Annotated in this window: 16 protein-coding genes; 9 read left to right on the forward strand and 7 right to left on the reverse strand. The window is 60.2% G+C overall.

The window, feature by feature from the left end; translation table 11 throughout:
• Positions 1-132 precede the first annotated feature (132 nt).
• Both ACIOYV_RS21155 and ACIOYV_RS21160 read left to right on the forward strand, forming a co-directional pair.
• Positions 133-1,080: a LysR substrate-binding domain-containing protein gene (locus tag ACIOYV_RS21155; protein WP_054049783.1), complete on the forward strand. Its 948-nt coding sequence runs from the start codon at positions 133-135 to the stop codon at positions 1,078-1,080.
• Between the two features lie 213 nt (positions 1,081-1,293).
• Positions 1,294-1,701, forward strand: a complete 408-nt coding sequence (locus ACIOYV_RS21160; protein WP_054049780.1) for an HPF/RaiA family ribosome-associated protein — start codon at positions 1,294-1,296, stop codon at positions 1,699-1,701.
• A gap of 237 nt (positions 1,702-1,938) precedes the next feature.
• Here the strand turns inward: ACIOYV_RS21160 and fecA are convergent, their stop codons facing one another.
• The 3 genes from fecA to ACIOYV_RS21175 form a co-directional block, all read right to left on the reverse strand.
• Positions 1,939-4,272, reverse strand: a complete 2,334-nt coding sequence (gene fecA / locus ACIOYV_RS21165; RefSeq protein ID WP_401326717.1) for a TonB-dependent Fe(3+) dicitrate receptor FecA — start codon at positions 4,270-4,272, stop codon at positions 1,939-1,941.
• A gap of 260 nt (positions 4,273-4,532) precedes the next feature.
• Positions 4,533-5,462 (reverse strand): FecR domain-containing protein, encoded by a 930-nt coding sequence (locus ACIOYV_RS21170; RefSeq protein WP_401326720.1) that lies wholly within the window; start codon positions 5,460-5,462, stop codon positions 4,533-4,535.
• Entirely contained in the window at positions 5,459-5,947 is a 489-nt protein-coding gene (locus ACIOYV_RS21175) for a sigma-70 family RNA polymerase sigma factor (protein ID WP_169371541.1), read from the reverse strand. Before ACIOYV_RS21175 ends, ACIOYV_RS21170 begins: the two co-directional genes overlap by 4 nt.
• Before the next feature lie 178 nt (positions 5,948-6,125).
• Here ACIOYV_RS21175 and ACIOYV_RS21180 point away from each other — a divergent pair, with 178 nt between their 5' ends.
• The 6 genes from ACIOYV_RS21180 to ACIOYV_RS21205 all read left to right on the forward strand — a co-directional run bounded on the left by ACIOYV_RS21180 (position 6,126) and on the right by ACIOYV_RS21205 (position 12,556).
• Positions 6,126-6,431, forward strand: coding sequence for a DUF3649 domain-containing protein (locus ACIOYV_RS21180; protein WP_401326723.1), 306 nt, complete (start codon positions 6,126-6,128; stop codon positions 6,429-6,431).
• Positions 6,428-8,008, forward strand: coding sequence for a PepSY-associated TM helix domain-containing protein (locus ACIOYV_RS21185; protein WP_401326726.1), 1,581 nt, complete (start codon positions 6,428-6,430; stop codon positions 8,006-8,008). The genes ACIOYV_RS21180 and ACIOYV_RS21185 overlap by 4 nt, the downstream gene beginning before the upstream one ends.
• Positions 8,009-8,332 (forward strand): DUF3325 domain-containing protein, encoded by a 324-nt coding sequence (locus ACIOYV_RS21190; RefSeq protein WP_401326728.1) that lies wholly within the window; start codon positions 8,009-8,011, stop codon positions 8,330-8,332.
• Positions 8,332-8,895 carry an RNA polymerase sigma factor gene (locus ACIOYV_RS21195; protein WP_152981027.1) on the forward strand — a complete coding sequence of 188 codons (564 nt, stop codon included), beginning with the start codon at positions 8,332-8,334 and terminating at the stop codon, positions 8,893-8,895. The genes ACIOYV_RS21190 and ACIOYV_RS21195 overlap by 1 nt, the downstream gene beginning before the upstream one ends.
• On the forward strand, positions 8,892-9,881 hold the full coding sequence (locus ACIOYV_RS21200; protein WP_401326732.1) for a FecR family protein: 990 nt from the start codon (positions 8,892-8,894) through the stop codon (positions 9,879-9,881). Before ACIOYV_RS21195 ends, ACIOYV_RS21200 begins: the two co-directional genes overlap by 4 nt.
• 245 nt (positions 9,882-10,126) lie before the next feature.
• On the forward strand, positions 10,127-12,556 hold the full coding sequence (locus ACIOYV_RS21205) for a TonB-dependent siderophore receptor (RefSeq protein WP_401326735.1): 2,430 nt from the start codon (positions 10,127-10,129) through the stop codon (positions 12,554-12,556).
• A gap of 119 nt (positions 12,557-12,675) precedes the next feature.
• On the opposite strand, the gene ACIOYV_RS21210 is transcribed toward ACIOYV_RS21205, so the two are convergent.
• Positions 12,676-13,551: a helix-turn-helix transcriptional regulator gene (locus ACIOYV_RS21210; protein WP_401326738.1), complete on the reverse strand. Its 876-nt coding sequence runs from the start codon at positions 13,549-13,551 to the stop codon at positions 12,676-12,678.
• A 322-nt stretch (positions 13,552-13,873) separates the two neighbouring features.
• On the opposite strand from ACIOYV_RS21210, the gene ACIOYV_RS21215 reads away from it, so the two are divergent.
• The gene (locus tag ACIOYV_RS21215) at positions 13,874-14,776 is read left to right on the forward strand and encodes a DMT family transporter (protein WP_401326740.1); all 903 of its coding nucleotides are present in this window, start codon (positions 13,874-13,876) and stop codon (positions 14,774-14,776) included.
• Between the two features lie 29 nt (positions 14,777-14,805).
• Here the strand turns inward: ACIOYV_RS21215 and ACIOYV_RS21220 are convergent, their stop codons facing one another.
• The 3 genes from ACIOYV_RS21220 to ACIOYV_RS21230 all read right to left on the reverse strand — a co-directional run bounded on the left by ACIOYV_RS21220 (position 14,806) and on the right by ACIOYV_RS21230 (position 16,911).
• On the reverse strand, positions 14,806-15,315 hold the full coding sequence (locus ACIOYV_RS21220) for a DUF2165 family protein (protein WP_401326742.1): 510 nt from the start codon (positions 15,313-15,315) through the stop codon (positions 14,806-14,808).
• A gap of 171 nt (positions 15,316-15,486) precedes the next feature.
• Positions 15,487-16,461: a D-glycerate dehydrogenase gene (locus tag ACIOYV_RS21225; RefSeq protein ID WP_290024580.1), complete on the reverse strand. Its 975-nt coding sequence runs from the start codon at positions 16,459-16,461 to the stop codon at positions 15,487-15,489.
• A 201-nt stretch (positions 16,462-16,662) separates the two neighbouring features.
• On the reverse strand, positions 16,663-16,911 hold the full coding sequence (locus ACIOYV_RS21230; protein WP_401326745.1) for a DUF6124 family protein: 249 nt from the start codon (positions 16,909-16,911) through the stop codon (positions 16,663-16,665).
• Between the last annotated feature and the right edge of the window lie 106 nt (positions 16,912-17,017).

Below are 17,017 nucleotides of genomic sequence, written 5' to 3' on the forward strand. Positions count from 1 at the left end.
AAAGCCTATACAAGCAATGGAAGAGAAATCGCTGCCATTTTTGTAGGACAAGCGCAATGTCGGCGATACTGCCCACCTCGGTCCTACGTGACCAACGAAACTTCCTAAGACAGCCTTTAGCAGGACTAAACGATGAGTCGTCAATTACACGCCCAGACTTACGTCTGGTTGCACGTGTTTTCCTGTGCCGCGCGGCACTTGTCGTTCACCCGTTGCGCCGAAGAACTGCACATCACGCCGGGTGCGGTCAGCCAGCAAATCCGACAACTGGAAGAACGCCTGGGCTTTCGCCTGTTTCATCGGCGCGCGCGTGGCGTGGAATTGAGCGCTGAGGGCCAGCGACTGGCCATCACCGTCAACGAGGCTTACGGCAGCATCGACGCCGAATTGCGACGACTGGACGCCGGAATGATCAGCGGGATTTTGCGCTTGCGCTCGATTCCATCCTTCCTGAGCAAGTGGCTGACCCCGCGCCTGCCACGTTTGCAGCAACGATTCCCGGACATTCAACTGCGCCTGGTGGCCGAGGACAGCAGCGTGCCGTTACACGAGGGCGACTTCGACCTGGCCATCGACCTGAACGACGGCAGTTATCCCGGATTGTTATCCACAGCCTTGCTCGACGAGCAGATCTTCCCGGTGTGCGCTCCGAGCCTGTTGCGCGGTCGTCCGCCGCTGCACGGCCCGGCGGACCTGGTGCATTTTCCCTTGCTGCACGACATCACCGCCTGGCGCGGCAGTTACGAGTACGCGGAATGGGAGTTCTACCTCAACGCCATCGGCTTCGAGGGGGCCGACGTACGGCGCGGGCACACCTTCAATCGCAATCACCTGACCATCGAAGCGGCGATTGCCGGCATGGGCGTGGCGATTGCGCGGCGAACCCTACTGAATGATGAGCTGGAGCGGGGGACGTTGATCGTGCCGTTTGGCCTGGCGGTGCCGAACCACAAACGCTACGTGCTGCTGTATGCGCCAGGGGCGCTGAGCCATCCGGGCGTGCGGGCGGTGCATGACTGGCTGGTGGAAGAGGCGGGGATTTTTCGGAGTCTGCATCCACTGGCGGAGCAGCAGATGTGAGGAATTGTGACAAAGAAGCGTTGCGACCCAACTCCCGACCTTAACAGCGCTTTTGGCCGTTGTCCGGCTTTTTTTGCGAATCCATATTTATCTTTTTTTAGGGGTTGAAATGTTCTGCGCACACACCGATTGTGTAAGTAAGAGGTCACGGTGATGACGCCCAAGGGCCAGCCGATCGGCCTCTCGCGAGCTAGCTGAAATAAGGGATGAACTATGCAAATCCAAGTCAACAGTGATAACCATATTCAAAGCAGCATCCGACTGGAGGAGTGGGTACGTACTACCATTGAGAGCACGCTCGAACGTTACGAAGAGGACCTGACCCGCGTTGAGGTTCACTTGCGGGACGAAAACGGCGACAAGCCTGGACCGCATGACATGCGCTGCCAGCTGGAAGCGCGGCCTAAAGGCCATCAACCAATTTCCGTGACCCATAAAGCCGATACCCTTGAACAAGCGATCGACGGGGCGGCCGAAAAACTCGAACACGCACTAGAGCATCTGTTCGGCAAACTGCGGGGCAAACCACGTGCCGCTGTGGTGCCATTCGAGAGAGTTGCAGCCGATGCGCTGCTGGAAGACGAATTTCTCGAAAACGAACAGGCTGCACAAAACGGCTGAGGCCTGATTCACTTTTTACCCTTCCACTGACAAACGGGCCTGCTTATGCAGGCCCGTTTTTGTTTTTGCACCCCTTAATCTCAACCACGACACGTCCCCTGTAGGAGCTGTCGAGTGAAACGAGGCTGCGATCTTTTGATCTTGTTTTAAAAAAATCAAAGTCAAAAGATCGCAGCCTCGTTTCACTCGACAGCTCCTACAGGGTTTGCGTTCGTTATGGGTGAAGCGACTGTTCGATCAGAACGCCACCGACGTCTGCACATAAACCGTCCGCGGTTCCCCCACGTACTTGCCCTTGTTGTTGTCATCAAACGAGCGGGTGAAGTACTGGTGGTTGAAGATGTTCTTCACACCCACCGCCACATTCAAATCCGACAACTTCGGCCCGAAGTCATACGCCGCGCGGCTGCTGAACAGCATGTAGCCCGGAATCCGTCCGGTGCTGCCGTCGGCGCTTTCCTTCGAGGTGTTGGCGTTGTCGGCGAACTGGTCGCTCTGATAGCTGCTGTCCAGGTTCAGCTTCCATGCGCCTTCGGTGTAACCGACGCCAAGCGTGCCCTTGTGTTTCGAGGAGAAGGGCACACGATTGCCCTTGTTCGGCCCGTCTTCGCGGATGGTCGCGTCTACATAGGCGTAAGTGGCGTAGATATCAAAACCGGTCAATGCAGGGCTCAAGTCATCAAGGGCATAGTTGATGCTCGACTCAATACCTTGATGCCGCGTCTCGCCCCGGGCGATCACCGAATCATTGGTCTGGTTACTTTCGTACTGGTTGTCGAAGTTGATCAGGAACGCGCCGATTTCCGCCCTCAGCGCACCGTTATCGTAGCGAGTGCCCAATTCCCAGGTCCGCGCCTTCTCCGGTTTCACTTCGCCGCTGGTCACCCGGTTGGGCATCTGGCTGTACTGCACGCTGCCGAACGAACCTTCGGTGTTGGCGTAGAGGTTCCAGCTGTCGGTCAGGTGATAGAGCACGTTCAACGCCGGCAGCGCGGTGTTGTAGTCGCCCTTGTACTTTACGTTAGTCAGGTTGTTGGTCTGTTGCGATTCGATCATCTCGTAGCGGATCCCCGGCGTGAGGGTCCACTTGCCGATGTCGATTCGGTCGTCGACGAAAAACGCATTGGCTTCAGTACCGCCACGGGTGTCGCGGTCATTGCGGCTGTTAGTAGTCGGCAATTCATTGCTGGCAATCGGCGTGCGGTAGCGCAGTTCGTGGCCGGCCTCGTTGATGTAGCGATAGCCGACGCCGACTTCATGGCTGGTCGGGCCGAGGTCAAAGCCCTGGGCGAAACGGGTTTCCAGACCACGCACCCAATACTCGCGAGGCGACAACGAAAGAAACGTGCCCTGATCCAGATAACCGCTGCGCAGGGTTTTGGTGAAGAAGGTGTTGGCGGTGAATTCGCGGCGATCTTCCTGATAGCGATAGCCGAAATTGAACATCGTGCGGCGACCCCAGAACTGGTCTTTCGGGCGCGTCGACTGGTACGGATCGGCATCGTAATCGGCGACGTTCAAGCCGCCGGGCATGTCGGCCTTGCCCTCGTAATACTGGGCCATGGCGTTGAAACTGTTGGCCTCGTCGAGCTGGTATTTACCCTTGAGGATCAGGTCGTCGATTTCGGTGTCGCTGTGCTCGCGCCAGTCGCCACCGCGAGTGCCGGAATACAGCAGCGCGCCGCCCAGGCCGTTATCGGCGGTGCCGCCGGCCAGCAGATTGCCGGTGGTCTTGAAGCCGTCGTGGCTGGAGGACGGGCTGGTTTCAGTCTGGAAACCGCCCTTGACCGTTGGCGCATCGGGAATCGCGCGGGTCACGAAGTTGACCACGCCGCCGACGTTCTGCGGTCCGTAACGCACCGCACCGCCGCCGCGCACCACGTCCACCGCGTCCATGTTGCCCATGCTGATCGGTGCGAACGACAACTGTGGCTGACCGTAAGGCGCGAACGGCACCGGAATGCCGTCCATCAACACCGTGGAGCGCGAGGCCAGGCGCGGGTTGAGGCCACGGATGCCGAAGTTCAGCGCCATGTCATGGCTGCCGGTGCCGTTGTTGTCCGGAGCGTTGACGCCGGGGATGCGGTTGAGCACGTCCTTGGCCTGGGTCGCGCCTTGGCGTTCGAACTCTTCGCGACGGATTACATCCCGAGCGCCGGGGTGTTCGAACACGTTGATCTGCGCCGCATCACCCAACCAGTCGCCGACCACCGTCGAGGTGCCCAGCTCTAGCGCGGTGTCACCTGCCGGTTGCAGGCTGAATGCGTTGTTGCCCTCGGATCGGGCTTGCAGGCCGGTGCCTTCGAGCAATGCATTCAAACCTTGTTCCGTTGTGTAGTTGCCTTCCAGGCCACGGCTTTTCACGCCACTGGTGACTTGCGAACCAAACGAAATCAGCACCCCGGCTTCACGGCCGAACTGGTTGAGGGCGTTTTCCAGGGAGGTGGGAGCGATGTGGTACGGCTTGGCGTCGGCGGCTTGAGTCAAAGAGACCGCGGCGAAGCTCAGGCTGGCGCCCAGCAAGAGTTGGCGCAAGGTGCGGGCCAGCGGGGTGAGGCGAGTGGGTTGCATGGACGACGATCCTGAGAAGGTGGAATCAAGGGGGCTTTCCTTCTCTGTCACGCCAGATCTGAAAAACGGCTCACGTAGTACGAAATTTTTTGATTGACCGATTTCTGTGGCGAGGGAGCTTGCTCCCGCTGGGCTGTGAAGCAGCCCCAAAACCTGACACCGCAGTTATTCTGATCGTGCGTGTGCATAGGTTTTACGGCTGCTGCGCAGCCGAGCGGGAGCAAGCTCCCTCGCCACAGGTTTTATGGTGTGGCCTGGATTCAGGCACGGGCTTCAACGGTCACCCAATACCGCGTAAACCGCCGCACCTTCACCGGCAAACTGATTTCCAGCATCTGCAGAATCCGCTCGCTGTCATCCAGCGGATACGTCCCGGAGATCAGCAAATCCGCCACCTTCGCGTCGCAATTAAGCTGCCCGCGACGATAACGACCCAGCTCATCCAGAAAATCCCCAAGACGCATATGCGCTGCCACCAACATGCCGTCAGCCCAGGCGCCGCTGTTGGCGTCGAGGGGCAGGGGAGCGCTGACGCCGCGAGGCCCGAAACTCAATTGCCGGGCACTTTGCAGCAACAAAGGAGCACCGCCGTCGAGCGTCAATTCGACCCGCCCTTCAAACACCGCAACCTGGGTTCGATCCGCAAATTGCCGCACGTTCATCCGCGCGCCTTGGGTTTTCAACAAACCCTGAGCCGTGCGCACTTCAAAACTCCGAGCGGCAGTCAGCAGCACCTCGCCTTCGAGCAAACGAATCAGCCCGTCGGCCTGCACATCCACCGACGTCGCGGTATTGAGCTGCAACTGGCTGCCATCGCCCAACGCCACTTTGCGCCGTTGACCCACCGGGCTGCGATAGTCCGCCAGCAACGGCGTCAGAGGATTGTGTTCGCGCATGCCCCAAGTCACCGCAGACCCGGCGCCCAGAATCAGCAGCAACTTCAACGCCTGACGACGACTGCCGGACTTCGGTGCGTTCAATGCCGCGTGGGCCAGCGGCGAGGACAACCCGCGCAAGCGCTGATTGACCCGCTGGATATGCTCCCATGCCCGTTGATGTTCGCTGTGTGCATCGTGCCATTGCTGCCAGGCGTGTTGCTGGCGCGGGTTCAACGGCCCTTGCTGCATTTCCAGCAGCCAGTGCACCGCCTGTTCGGCGACACGGTTTGAAAAATCTGGCGGGGCGTTCATAGGGCGAAGTAGCAGCGCATCGCCGCTTTATTCAGGTGCCGTTTGACCGTGGCGATGGAGATCCCCAACTCGGCGGCGATCTGTGGATAAGTCAGGCCATCGACCTGCGCCAGCAAAAAGGCGCGCTTGACCAGACGTGGCAAGCCGTCGAGCAACTGGTCCAGCTCCATCAGGGTTTGCAGGATGATCGCCCGTTCTTCCTCCGACGGCGCGACGCACTCCGGCATCTGCGCGAGGGCATCGAGGTAAGCGCGTTCCAGGTCCTGACGACGGTAGTGGTTGAACAGCACGCGTTTGGCGATGGTGGTCAGGAAGGCGCGCGGCTCAATGATCTGTGGCGTTTCCCGGGCCGTGAGCACCCGCATGAACGTGTCCTGGGCAAGGTCGGCGGCGCTGTCCGGGCAGCCGAGCTTGCGCCGCAACCAACCGGTGAGCCAGTTGTGATGGTCGTGATAAAGCACTTCGACGGGATTGGCGGGCTGCAACAGGAGCACTCCGACACATACGGATACGTTAGAGAACAAGAATTGTTCGCATTGTAATGGCGCGATCGCGCATCCGGCAATCGGATCTCTTTTGCGTATGAGAATATTTATCATTAATATTGCGCGCTTGTTGGTCCTGCGATGTGCACGGGGCCTCACCCGGTTTCAAGGTCGAAACATGAAAGGCAAGATCAGCACGCTCCCCGTTTCCTACAGACTGGCGGTTACCTCGCGGGTGTTGGCTGCCTTGTTGGGCGGCTATGTCGTTGCCGCGATGGCCAGTGTCAGCCTCAGCCTGTTGCTGCCCATGGCCCGCGCCGAAGCGGTGATCACCGGGATGATGACCTCGTTTCTCGCCTATCTGGTGGCCGTGCTCTGGTGCTTTGCCTGCCGCAGTGCGTGGCGGGCGTGGGTTGGCATGCTCGTGCCGAGCCTGGTGCTGGGCGCGATTTCCGGGTTGGCGTACTGGGCGGGCCAGCCATGAAAGAGGGCTTTCGTCAGGCGATGGCCTGGTTGCATACCTGGGTCGGTTTGATCTTCGGCTGGTTGCTGTTCGCGATTTTTTTGACCGGTACCCTCGCGTATTTCAAGGCCGAGACCACTCACTGGATGCAGCCGGAGATTCCCGCGCGCTCAGTGTCTTCCGAAGCCAGCCTGAGCGTGGCGCAAACCTATCTGCAGCAGCACGCCGCCAACGCGTCGCGCTGGGTTATCGACCTGCCGACCGCTCGCGAGCCCGGCCTGAAGGTGCGCTGGCAACAAGCCCCGGCCGAACCGGGCAAGCGCGGTCAGTTCAGCAAAAAGACTCTCGATCCACTGACCGGCGCCGAAGTGCAGGGCCGGGCGACCCTGGGCGGCGAGTTCTTCTACCGTTTCCACTTCGAGCTGCAAATGCCCTACCCGTGGGGCCGCTGGTTGTCGACCCTCGCCGCCATGCTGATGTTCGTCGCGCTGATCACCGGGATCATCACCCACAAGAAAATCTTCAAGGACTTCTTCACCTTCCGCCCGCGCAAGGGCCAGCGCTCCTGGCTCGACGGGCATAACGCGGTGGGCGTGCTGGTGTTGCCGTTTCACCTGATGATCACCTATAGCAGCCTGGTGATTTTCATGTCGATGGTGATGCCGGCCAGCATCCTCGCTTCGTACAACGGTCAGACCGGGACGTTTTTCGAAGAAGTGTTCCCGGCGGGCAACACACCGCCAGCAGCAGGCCAACCGGGAACGTTGGCGCCGTTGGCCTCGTTGCTGGACCAGACCCGGGAGCAATGGTCGGGCGGGCGAGTCGGCAGTTTGGTGGTGAATAATCCCGGCGATGCGAATGCCTCGGTGGTGCTGGAGCGCGATGGCGCCGATGGCGTGGTCTACAACTTTGGCCGCGCGCTGACGTTCAATGGCGTGACTGGCCAGCTACTGAGCAAATCTGCGGAGCAGCCGATTCCGATGGCGATTGCCGGCGGTTTCTATGGTTTGCACATGGGCCATTTCGCCGGTCCGGTGCTGCGTTGGTTGTACTTTATTTGCGGCTTGGCCGGCACGGCGATGATCGGCACCGGGCTGGTGATCTGGCTCGGCAAGCGTCAGCTCAAACATGCGAAAAGCGGCGTCATGCCGTTCGAATTACGGCTGGTGGAAGTGCTGAACATCGCCAGCATGTCGGGGCTGGTGATTGCCGTGGCGGCGTTCTTCTGGGCCAATCGATTGTTGCCGGTTGGGATGGCGGAACGGGCACATTGGGAAGAAAACGTCTTCTTCATCGTCTGGGGCCTGAGCCTGCTGCATGCCGTGCTTCGCCGTGGCCGCGCGGCGTGGGTTGAACAGTTGACGCTGGCGGCTGTGTTGTTCTGCGCGGTGCCGTTGCTCAATGCGTTGACCTCGCAGCATCATCTGGGTGTTTCGCTGCGCCAAGGCGACTGGGCCATGGCCGGTTTCGACCTGACGTGCCTGGGCAGCGGCCTGTTCCTGGCGTGGGCCGCGTGGAAAATGCAGCGTTCGGGACGTACTGAACCGGTCATCCGAGCGCGCGCCCGACCTGTCACCCTTGAGCGCGAGGCGACCTGAATGCTGCTGGCCTTGTTGCTCTGTTACGGCGGATTCACCGCGCTCTGCCTGTCGATGGATCGGCATCACGCTGACCTGCTCGGGCGCAAACCCTCGACCCGACGCCGATCCAACCTGCGACTCGGCGGCTGGCTGTTACTGGGCTTGTCATTGTGGTCGGCGGTGTCCGCGACCGGTTGGGGTTTGGGCTTGGTCGAGTGGTTCGCCGTCCTGATGCTCAGCGCATTGCTGCTGGTGTTGCTGCTGCCGTATCGCCCGCGCCTGGCCTTGTGGTTGGCGGCGTTGGGCCTGGTCGCCAGCCCCGTTTGTGCAGTGCTGACCTGATGCTCGCCAGCCCTCCGGAATCCCACGATGACGAACATCGTGGCGCCCGCGCGCATTTCCTCCAGGTGTTTCTGTCCCAGCGTTCGCAGATGGAAGCGCTGGTGAGTCGACGCGTGGGTTGCCGGGCGACGGCGGCGGATCTGGTGCAGGATTTGTTCCTGCGCTTCTGGCGCCGGCCGTTGGTGCAGGTCGAAGAACTCAGCACCTACTTGCTGCGTTGTGCCGGCAACATCGCCATCGACCACTTGCGCAGCGAAGGTACGCGGGTGCGGGTCAACGAAGGCTGGATGCCCGACGCGCCGGACAGCCAGGGCAGCGAGCCGCAAGCCGCGCTGGAGGCAGGCAACGATTTGCGCCATGTCGAAGCCGCGTTGCGTGCTTTGCCCGAGCGTACGCGACAGATCTTCTTGCTCAATCGCATTCACGGCCGCAAGTACGCCGAGATCGCGAAGGCCATGGGTTTGTCCCAAAGTGCCGTGGAAAAACATATGATGCGCGCCCTCGACGCCTGCAAGGCCAGCCTGCGGGAACCCGAACCGCGCACGCCAAGGAAAGCACCGTGAACCACGCCGAACGCGTCACCCCGACGCCCGCCCAGGAACAGGCTGCTTTCGCGTGGCTGAGCCTGTTGCACGATCAGCCCAGCAGTGGCGATCAACTCACGTTCAGCCACTGGCTGCAGGCCGATCCCGCGCATGCCGAGGCCTACGCCCAGGCGCAAGTGGTGTGGGAATTGAGCGAAGTGCCGGCGCGAAAACTGGCCGACGAGGAAGCGTTGGCCCTGCAGGGTTATCTCAATGCGATGAACTGCTCGCGGCGCCCCAACGTGCGGCGCTGGTCCGGCGCGTTGGCGATGGCTGCGTGTCTGCTGCTGATGGTCGGCCTCGGCGCGGGGTGGCAGCCTCTGCGTTGGGCGGATGATCTGGGCGCGGACTATGTCTCGGCGCCGGGGGAAGTTCGCACGGTGACTCTGGCGGATAAAACCCAAGTCACCCTCGATGCCGACAGCGCGATTGCCGTGGATTTCAGCCGTGGCGAACGGCATGTGCAACTGCGTCGCGGCGCCGGTTTTTTCAGCGTGACCCACACCGGCGAGCCGTTTGTGGTGGAGGCCGAAAAGGGCCAGGCGCGGGTGCTGGGCACGCAGTTCGAAGTACGCCTGCAACCGCATGGCGCGCAGGTCACGGTGTTGTCTGGACGGGTTGGCGTGACGGCGGATCGCAATGCCGAGCAGCAAATCCTTACCGCTGGGCAGCAGGTTGCCTACGGCGAAGGTGCGGCGGAAAAACTGCATGCCGTGGACAGCGAAGCGCAACTCGCGTGGCGCCAGGGTTGGCTGAATTACTACAAGGCGAGCCTGGCGGAAGTGGTGGAGGATTTGCGCCGTTATTACCCGGGGCGGATTGTGCTGCTTAACGATGAACTGGCGGCGCGGCGGGTCAGCGGGAGTTTTCCGAGCAAGGATCCGCAGGCGGTGTTGAGTTCGTTGCAGGGGGTGATGGGGTTTGAGCAGCATCAACTGTTGGGCCAAATCATTATTTTGCGGTGAGGCGGCGGGCCTCTTCGCGGGCAAGCCTCGCTCCTACAAGGGATCATTGTGAATCGCAATTTCGGGGTAAATACACATCCCTGTAGGAGCGAGGCTTGCCCGCGAAGGCGCCAGACCAAACACCACCCAACCCAAAATAAAAATAATTTCAAAATTTTAGTGAGGTAAACCCGAGCCCCATCCGTGTAGTGACTGAAACTGCGAGTCATTCGCATCCCGTAGCAGTTCTACACAGGTCATGAGCAATGAAGTCCAGGGCAAAATCGGGTTCGGTCAAACAGTGGTTCGGTGCCTCGGCGCTGAGTTTTTCGGCTTTGGCATTGCTGCCGTTGAGCGTGGCGATCGCCGCTGAAACCGCCAGTACGCAACAGCGCGCACAATTCAACTTTGCCCTGGCCGCCAAGCCGCTGCCCCAGGCCCTGAGCGACTTCAGCCGGATCACCGGCATCAGCGTGGTCTACACCGACGAAGCGCCCTACGGCATCAACGCCCCGGCGGTCAGCGGGCAGATGAGTGCCGAACAGGCGATCCAGCGTTTGCTCAGCGGTTCGGGCTTCACCTTCCGCCGCACCGACGCTCATACCCTGGCGCTTGAACCTGTGCCCACCGAAGGCACCCTCAACCTGGGCGCGACCACCATCACTTCGGTGATGGATCAAACCATGAGCTATCAGCCGCCGCCCACCAGTTCAGTGATGCGCAGTTCGGCGCTGCTTCAGGAAACCCCGCAGACCATCAACGTGATTCCGGCCCAGGTCATTCGCGACCAGGCGCCGCGCAATCTGGATGATGCCTTGGCCAACGTCAGCGGCATCACCCAAGGCAACACCCTGGCGAGCACTCAGGATTCGGTGATGACCCGCGGCTTCGGCGACAACCGCAACGGCTCGATCATGCGCGACGGCATGCCGATCGTGCAGGGCCGTGGCATGAACGCCACCGTCGACCGGGTCGAAGTGCTCAAGGGCCCGGCCTCGTTGCTCTACGGCATCCAGGACCCGGGCGGCGTGGTCAACATGGTCAGTAAGAAACCCGAACTGACCCAATACAACGCCCTGACGCTGCGCGGCTCGACCTATGGCGACGGCAAGAACGGCAGCGGCGGCAGCCTCGACAGCACCGGTGCACTGGGCGATTCCGGGCTGGCCTATCGCATGGTCCTGGACCACGAAGACGAAGACTACTGGCGCAACTTCGGCACCCACCGTGAAACATTGGTGGCGCCGTCCCTGGCCTGGTTCGGCGAAAGCACCAAGCTGCTGTTCTCCTACGAACACCGGGAATTCCTCACCCCGTTTGACCGTGGAACGGTCATCGATCCGCGCACCAACCATCCGCTGGACATCTCGCGTAACGAGCGCCTCGACGAGCCGTTCAACAACATGGAAGGGCGCTCGGACCTGTATCACTTCGAGGCCGATCACGAGCTCAACGACAACTGGAAAGCCCACTTCGGCTACAGCTGGAACCGCGAAACCTACGACGCCAGCCAAGTGCGTGTCACCGCCATCGATACCAAGAAAGGCACCCTGACCCGCAGCATGGACGGCACTCAGAATGCGATCAGCACCGACCGTTTCACCACTGCCAGCCTCGAAGGCAAAGTGAATGTATTGGGCATGCAACACGACCTGGTGTTCGGCGTCGATGACGAGTACCGCAAGATCTACCGCGAAGACCTGATCCGCCAGAAAAGCCGGACCACCTTCAGCTACGTCAATCCGGTGTATGGCCGCGAAGTCGCCGGCACCACCGTCAGCGCACCCGACAGCGCCCAGACCGATGAACTGCGCAGCGATTCGATCTTCGCCCAGGACTCGATTCACCTCACCGACCAGTGGATTCTGGTCGCGGGCGGGCGCTTCCAGGAGTACGACCAGTACGCCGGCAAAGGCGTGCCGTTCAAGGCCAACACCGACAACAACGGCCAGAAATTCGTGCCGCGCGCCGGTCTGGTGTATCGCTACACCGATGAACTGTCGTTCTACGGCAGCTACACCGAATCGTTCAAACCCAACTCGACCATCGCACCTCTGAGCGGCAGCACCATCGTGCTCGACGGCAGCATCGCGCCGGAAGAAGCCAAGTCCTGGGAAATCGGCGCCCGGCTCGACATGCCGGGGCGCATTACCGGTGACATCGCGTTGTTCGATATCAAGAAACGCAACGTGCTGATCGCCAATTCCGAAGGCCCGACCACGATCTACAGCGCCGCCGGCGAAGTGCGTTCCCGTGGCCTGGAAATCGACCTGACCGGCCAACTCACTGACCGCTGGAGCATGATCGGCAGCTACGCCTACACCGATGCCGAAGTCACCGAAGACCCGGACTACAAAGGCAAGAAACTGCAAAACGTCGCCAAGAACACCGGCTCGCTGTCAGCGGTCTACGACTTCGGCACTATTGTCGGCGGTGATCAACTGCGGGTCGGTGCGGGTGCGCGTTATGTCGGCGAGCGGGCGGGGGATGCACCGAATGATTTCGATCTGCCGGGCTACACCGTGGCTGACGCATTCGCTACTTACGACACCAAAGTCGAAGGGCAGAAGGTCAAGTTTCAGCTCAATGTGAAGAACCTGTTTGATCGCACTTACTACACCTCGGCAGCGAGCCGGTTCTTTGTATCGATGGGGGATTCGCGGCAGATATCGCTGTCCAGCACCCTGGAGTTCTGACCGTAAACCGCGTCATCGTTCTTCGCGGGCAAGCCTCGCTCCTACAGGGGAATGCGTACCTCTGTAGGAGCGAGGCTTGCCCGCGAAGAGGCCCTCACAGCCACCGATAATCTCCAGGCCTACCGCAAAAACGCCAACCGATACTCCCCAGGCGTCCCACCCAACACCTGCCGAAACCGATTGGTGAAATGACTCGCACTGGCAAACCCGCACGCCAGCGCAATCTCCCCTAACGGCTGGGAAGTCGAGCGCAACAACTCCCGCGCCCGACTCATACGCCGCGCCAGCACATATTGATGCGGCGGCAAGCCAAAGCTCTCGCGAAACATCCGCGCAAAGTGATATTCGGATAACGCACACAACCCCGCCAACTGCCCCAGGCTGATGGGTTCGGCCAACTGACTGTCGATGAACTCCACCAACTGCCGCCGCTGATGCGCAGCCAGTCCGCCCTTGAGCCGCAAGCCCTGGCGCATGCCGACCTGATTGAGCAACGCGTGGCTGAGCATTTCGTGGGCCAGGCTGCTGGTCAGCACGCGCTCGCCGGGCTCTTCCCAATTGAGGGTGAGCATCTGCCGAAAGCGCCGGGCCTGTTGTGGGTCTTCGAGGAAAGTGCCCTCACGCAATTGCAGTTCGCGCGGTTCGCGGTCCAGTAGCGTGACGCAGCCGAGGGCGAATTGTTCGGGGCTGAAATACAGATGAGCCAGGCGAATATCGCCATTGATCACCCAGCCGGACTGATGCTCGGCGGGCAGGATGCACAGTTTGTCCGGGCCGCCCTTGTTGCCGGGTTGGTCACGGCGAAAGGTCCCGGTGCCGCCGGCGATGTAGCAGGACAAGGTGTGGTGAGTCGGCGCTTCGTAGTCCTGGGCGTCGTGATGGTTGCTCCACAAAGCTGCAGCCATGCCGTCACCGAGCTCGGCGCTGTGCTCAAGACGAGCATTGGGCGAGCGGTTGAGGGCTTGAAAAACTTGCAGGGTTTCCAGTGCGGGCATGATCGTTTTCTCTCCAACGCCTTGCATCCTACTCCCTAGACCTTGACCTGCCAGCCCGTCGGCCGACAAAAGCGCAAGTTTATGCAAGTGCACCCGGCGCCGGCGCAGGACACTGGATTCCTAATCAGGCAGTGCCCTGTGGCGAGGGAGCTTTTGTGGCGAGGGGGCTTGCCCCCGCTTGAGTGCGAAGCGCTCACAAGATTCGCAACGGATGCCGAAATCTTTGGGGGTCGCTTCGCAGCCCAACGGGGGCAAGCCCCCTCGCCACAAAAGCCTTCTTGCCACAAAGAGCGCCGCATTGCCCCATCCAGGAGTTGTTGCCATGAACCTGTCGTTGTATTTACTAACCGTGCTGATCTGGGGCACCACCTGGATTGCCTTGAAATGGCAACTGGGCGTAGTGGCCATTCCGGTGTCGATTGTCTATCGCTTCGGCCTCGCCGCGCTGGTGCTGTTCGTGATGCTGCTGCTCAGCCGTCGCCTGCAAGTGATGAACCGTCGCGGGCATCTGATCTGCCTGGCCCAGGGCTTGTGCCTGTTCTGCGTGAACTTCATGTGCTTCCTGACCGCCAGCCAATGGATCCCCAGCGGTCTGGTCGCCGTGGTGTTTTCCACCGCGACGCTGTGGAACGCCCTGAATGCGCGAGTGTTCTTCGGTCAGAAAATTGCGCGCAATGTGTTGATGGGCGGCGCGCTTGGCCTGTCGGGGCTTGGCTTGTTGTTCTGGCCGGAACTCGCCGGCCATGCGGCCAGCCCTGAAACCTTGCTCGGTTTGGGTTTAGCCTTGCTCGGGACCCTGTGTTTCTCCGCTGGCAACATGCTGTCGAGCTTGCAACAGAAGGCCGGGCTCAAACCCCTGACCACCAACGCCTGGGGCATGGCCTATGGCGCGGCGATGCTGTCGGTGTGGTGCCTGGTCAAAGGCATCCCGTTCGACATCGAATGGAACGCCCGTTACATCGGCTCCCTCATGTATCTGGTCATCCCCGGTTCGGTAATCGGCTTCACCGCCTACCTGACGCTGGTCGGGCGCATGGGCCCGGAGCGCGCGGCGTACTGCACGGTGCTGTTCCCGGTGGTGGCACTGAACGTCTCGGCCTTCGCCGAAGGTTACCAATGGACCGCGCCGGCGCTGGTGGGCCTGGTGCTGGTGATGCTGGGTAACGTATTGGTGTTCCGCAAGCCCAAGGCTGCGCTGGTGCAGGGCAGCGGTAAACTGGCCTGAGCCAATTTTAAGCTTGAGCGCTGGCGCCGTCAGCGCTCGGTCTTCAGGGCCAGGAAAATCAACAAAGGCACAATGAAATCGACAACATGCCGCGCCCAGTCCTTGGCATTCCACGTTGGCGATTCATCCATGTCAAACCACTCGACACCGATCACTTGCACGCAAACGTAATAAATAAACAGAGCAACCAACAAGCCGACGATAGAAAGTTTTTTAGCCTCGTGGAATGTTTCGGCTGAAGCATTTCTATGTTTGAGCAGTTGATAAGTTCCCATCAGGCAATACAAGGTGTAGATCACTTCCAGCGTAATGATGATCCAGTAAATTCGGTGGTGGAGTATCGGCGATGTAATTGCACGATAACTTATGTAATTGTTCTCTCGGGTGGTGTCCATGCTCAGAATATGACCAACATATTCATAGTTTGAAGGGTAGTCGGTAAAGTTGCTGATCATTACTAACAGTCCAAAAAAACTGAAGGACGCCATCAGCAAGACTTTGCTGTATCTGATGAGTTGGTCAGTGCTCAGGTTGTTCAATGTAAATGCTCTCCGTAGCCAGAACTCGTGATAGTCGAGAATGGCGCGGAGTTTATAGTGGGTACCCAGTTTTTGGTGGTGCACTGGTTTTCAAGGTGTGTATCTAACTTGAAGTTGTCAGCGTTAATAAAAAACGGGCAGGTGTTTCATACACCTGCCCGTTTTTTTTAATCAGCCTTTCCAGACTTGCGGGTTCACCAGATCCTGCGGGCGCTCACCGAGCAAGGCGCTGCGCAAGTTGGCCAAGGCGCGATTGGCCATCGCTTCGCGGGTTTCATCGGTAGCGGAGCCGATGTGCGGCAAGGTTACGGCGTTTTTCAGTTGGAACAGCGGCGACTCGGCCAGCGGTTCTTTCTCGTAGACATCCAGGCCGGCGCCACGAATCCGGTTGTTCTGCAGCGCCTCGATCAGCGCTGGCTCGTCCACCACCGGACCGCGCGCGATATTTACCAGGATCGCACTCGGCTTCATCAACGCCAGTTCGCGATGGCTGATCAGGTGCTTGGTCTTCTCGCTGAGCGGCACCACCAGGCAAACGAAATCAGCTTCGGCTAACAGTTGATCGAGGCTGCGGAACTGCGCGCCGAGCTCTTGTTCAATTTCTGTCTTGCGGCTGTTACCGCTGTAGATCACCGGCATGTTGAAACCCAGCCGACCACGACGGGCAATGGCCGCGCCGATGTTTCCCATGCCGACGATGCCCAGTGTCTTGCCGTGCACATCGCAGCCAAACAACGGTGCGCCGACAGTTGCCTGCCACTGGCCAGCCTTGGTCCAGGCATCCAGTTCGGCGACCCGGCGGGCGCTGCTCATCAACAGGGCGAAAGCCAGATCGGCGGTGCTTTCGGTGAGCACATCAGGCGTGTTGGTCAGCATGATCCCGCGTTCATTGAAGTAGGCGACGTCATAGTTGTCGTAGCCCACCGAAACGCTGGAAACCACTTCCAGCTTGGCGGCGTTCTCCAGTTGCTCACGGCCGAGTTTGCGCCCGACGCCAATCAAGCCATGGGCGTGGGGCAGGGCTTCGTTGAACTGGGCGTTGATGTCGCCGTTTTTCGGGTTCGGCACGATCACGTCGAAATCTTGTTTCAGGCGCTCGACCATTTCGGGGGTGACACGGCTGAAGGCGAGGACGGTTTTTTTCATGGGAAGCGACTCGGCGGGCGGTGGTGAATGCCAAGCACGCTAACATTCTTCTTGGGTCTTGCGCGAGATCTCGGGTGGACACAATCCCCTTGTGGGAGCGAGCCTGCTCGCGAAAGCGGTGAGTCAGTCACCGTTAATGCTGGATGTGAAATCGCCTTCGCGAGCAGGCTCGCTCCCACCGGGGAGGTTCGATGGTGTTGGTCAGTCTTGCGGGTCGATGGTGTCCAGCACCCGGTTCACCGAGAGTTCGGCCAGCATGATGACTTGCTGGATGCCGAGCAGGGTGTTGCGGTGGGTGCCGTCGACAAATCCGGCGAAGTCACTGGCCATGACGCTGGCGGAGGCGAGGGATTCGCTGGCGTAGACCATCAGGGCTTCGGTGGTGGCGTTGGGGACGACCTGGAATAGGTGGCTGGGAGTGTGCGGAGGATTCGGTGTTGGCTTGAACATAAAGGTGCTACTCCATCGTGAGGTTATGGAGCTGCCACTTTCGTTTTCCAGACGAAGGGTGGCAGCCGTGCGCGGACTGGAAAAACCGGTCAAACCTCACCAAAAA

It is taken from the genome of Pseudomonas sp. NPDC087342, assembly GCF_044744265.1.
Taxonomy (GTDB): domain Bacteria; phylum Pseudomonadota; class Gammaproteobacteria; order Pseudomonadales; family Pseudomonadaceae; genus Aquipseudomonas; species Aquipseudomonas nunensis.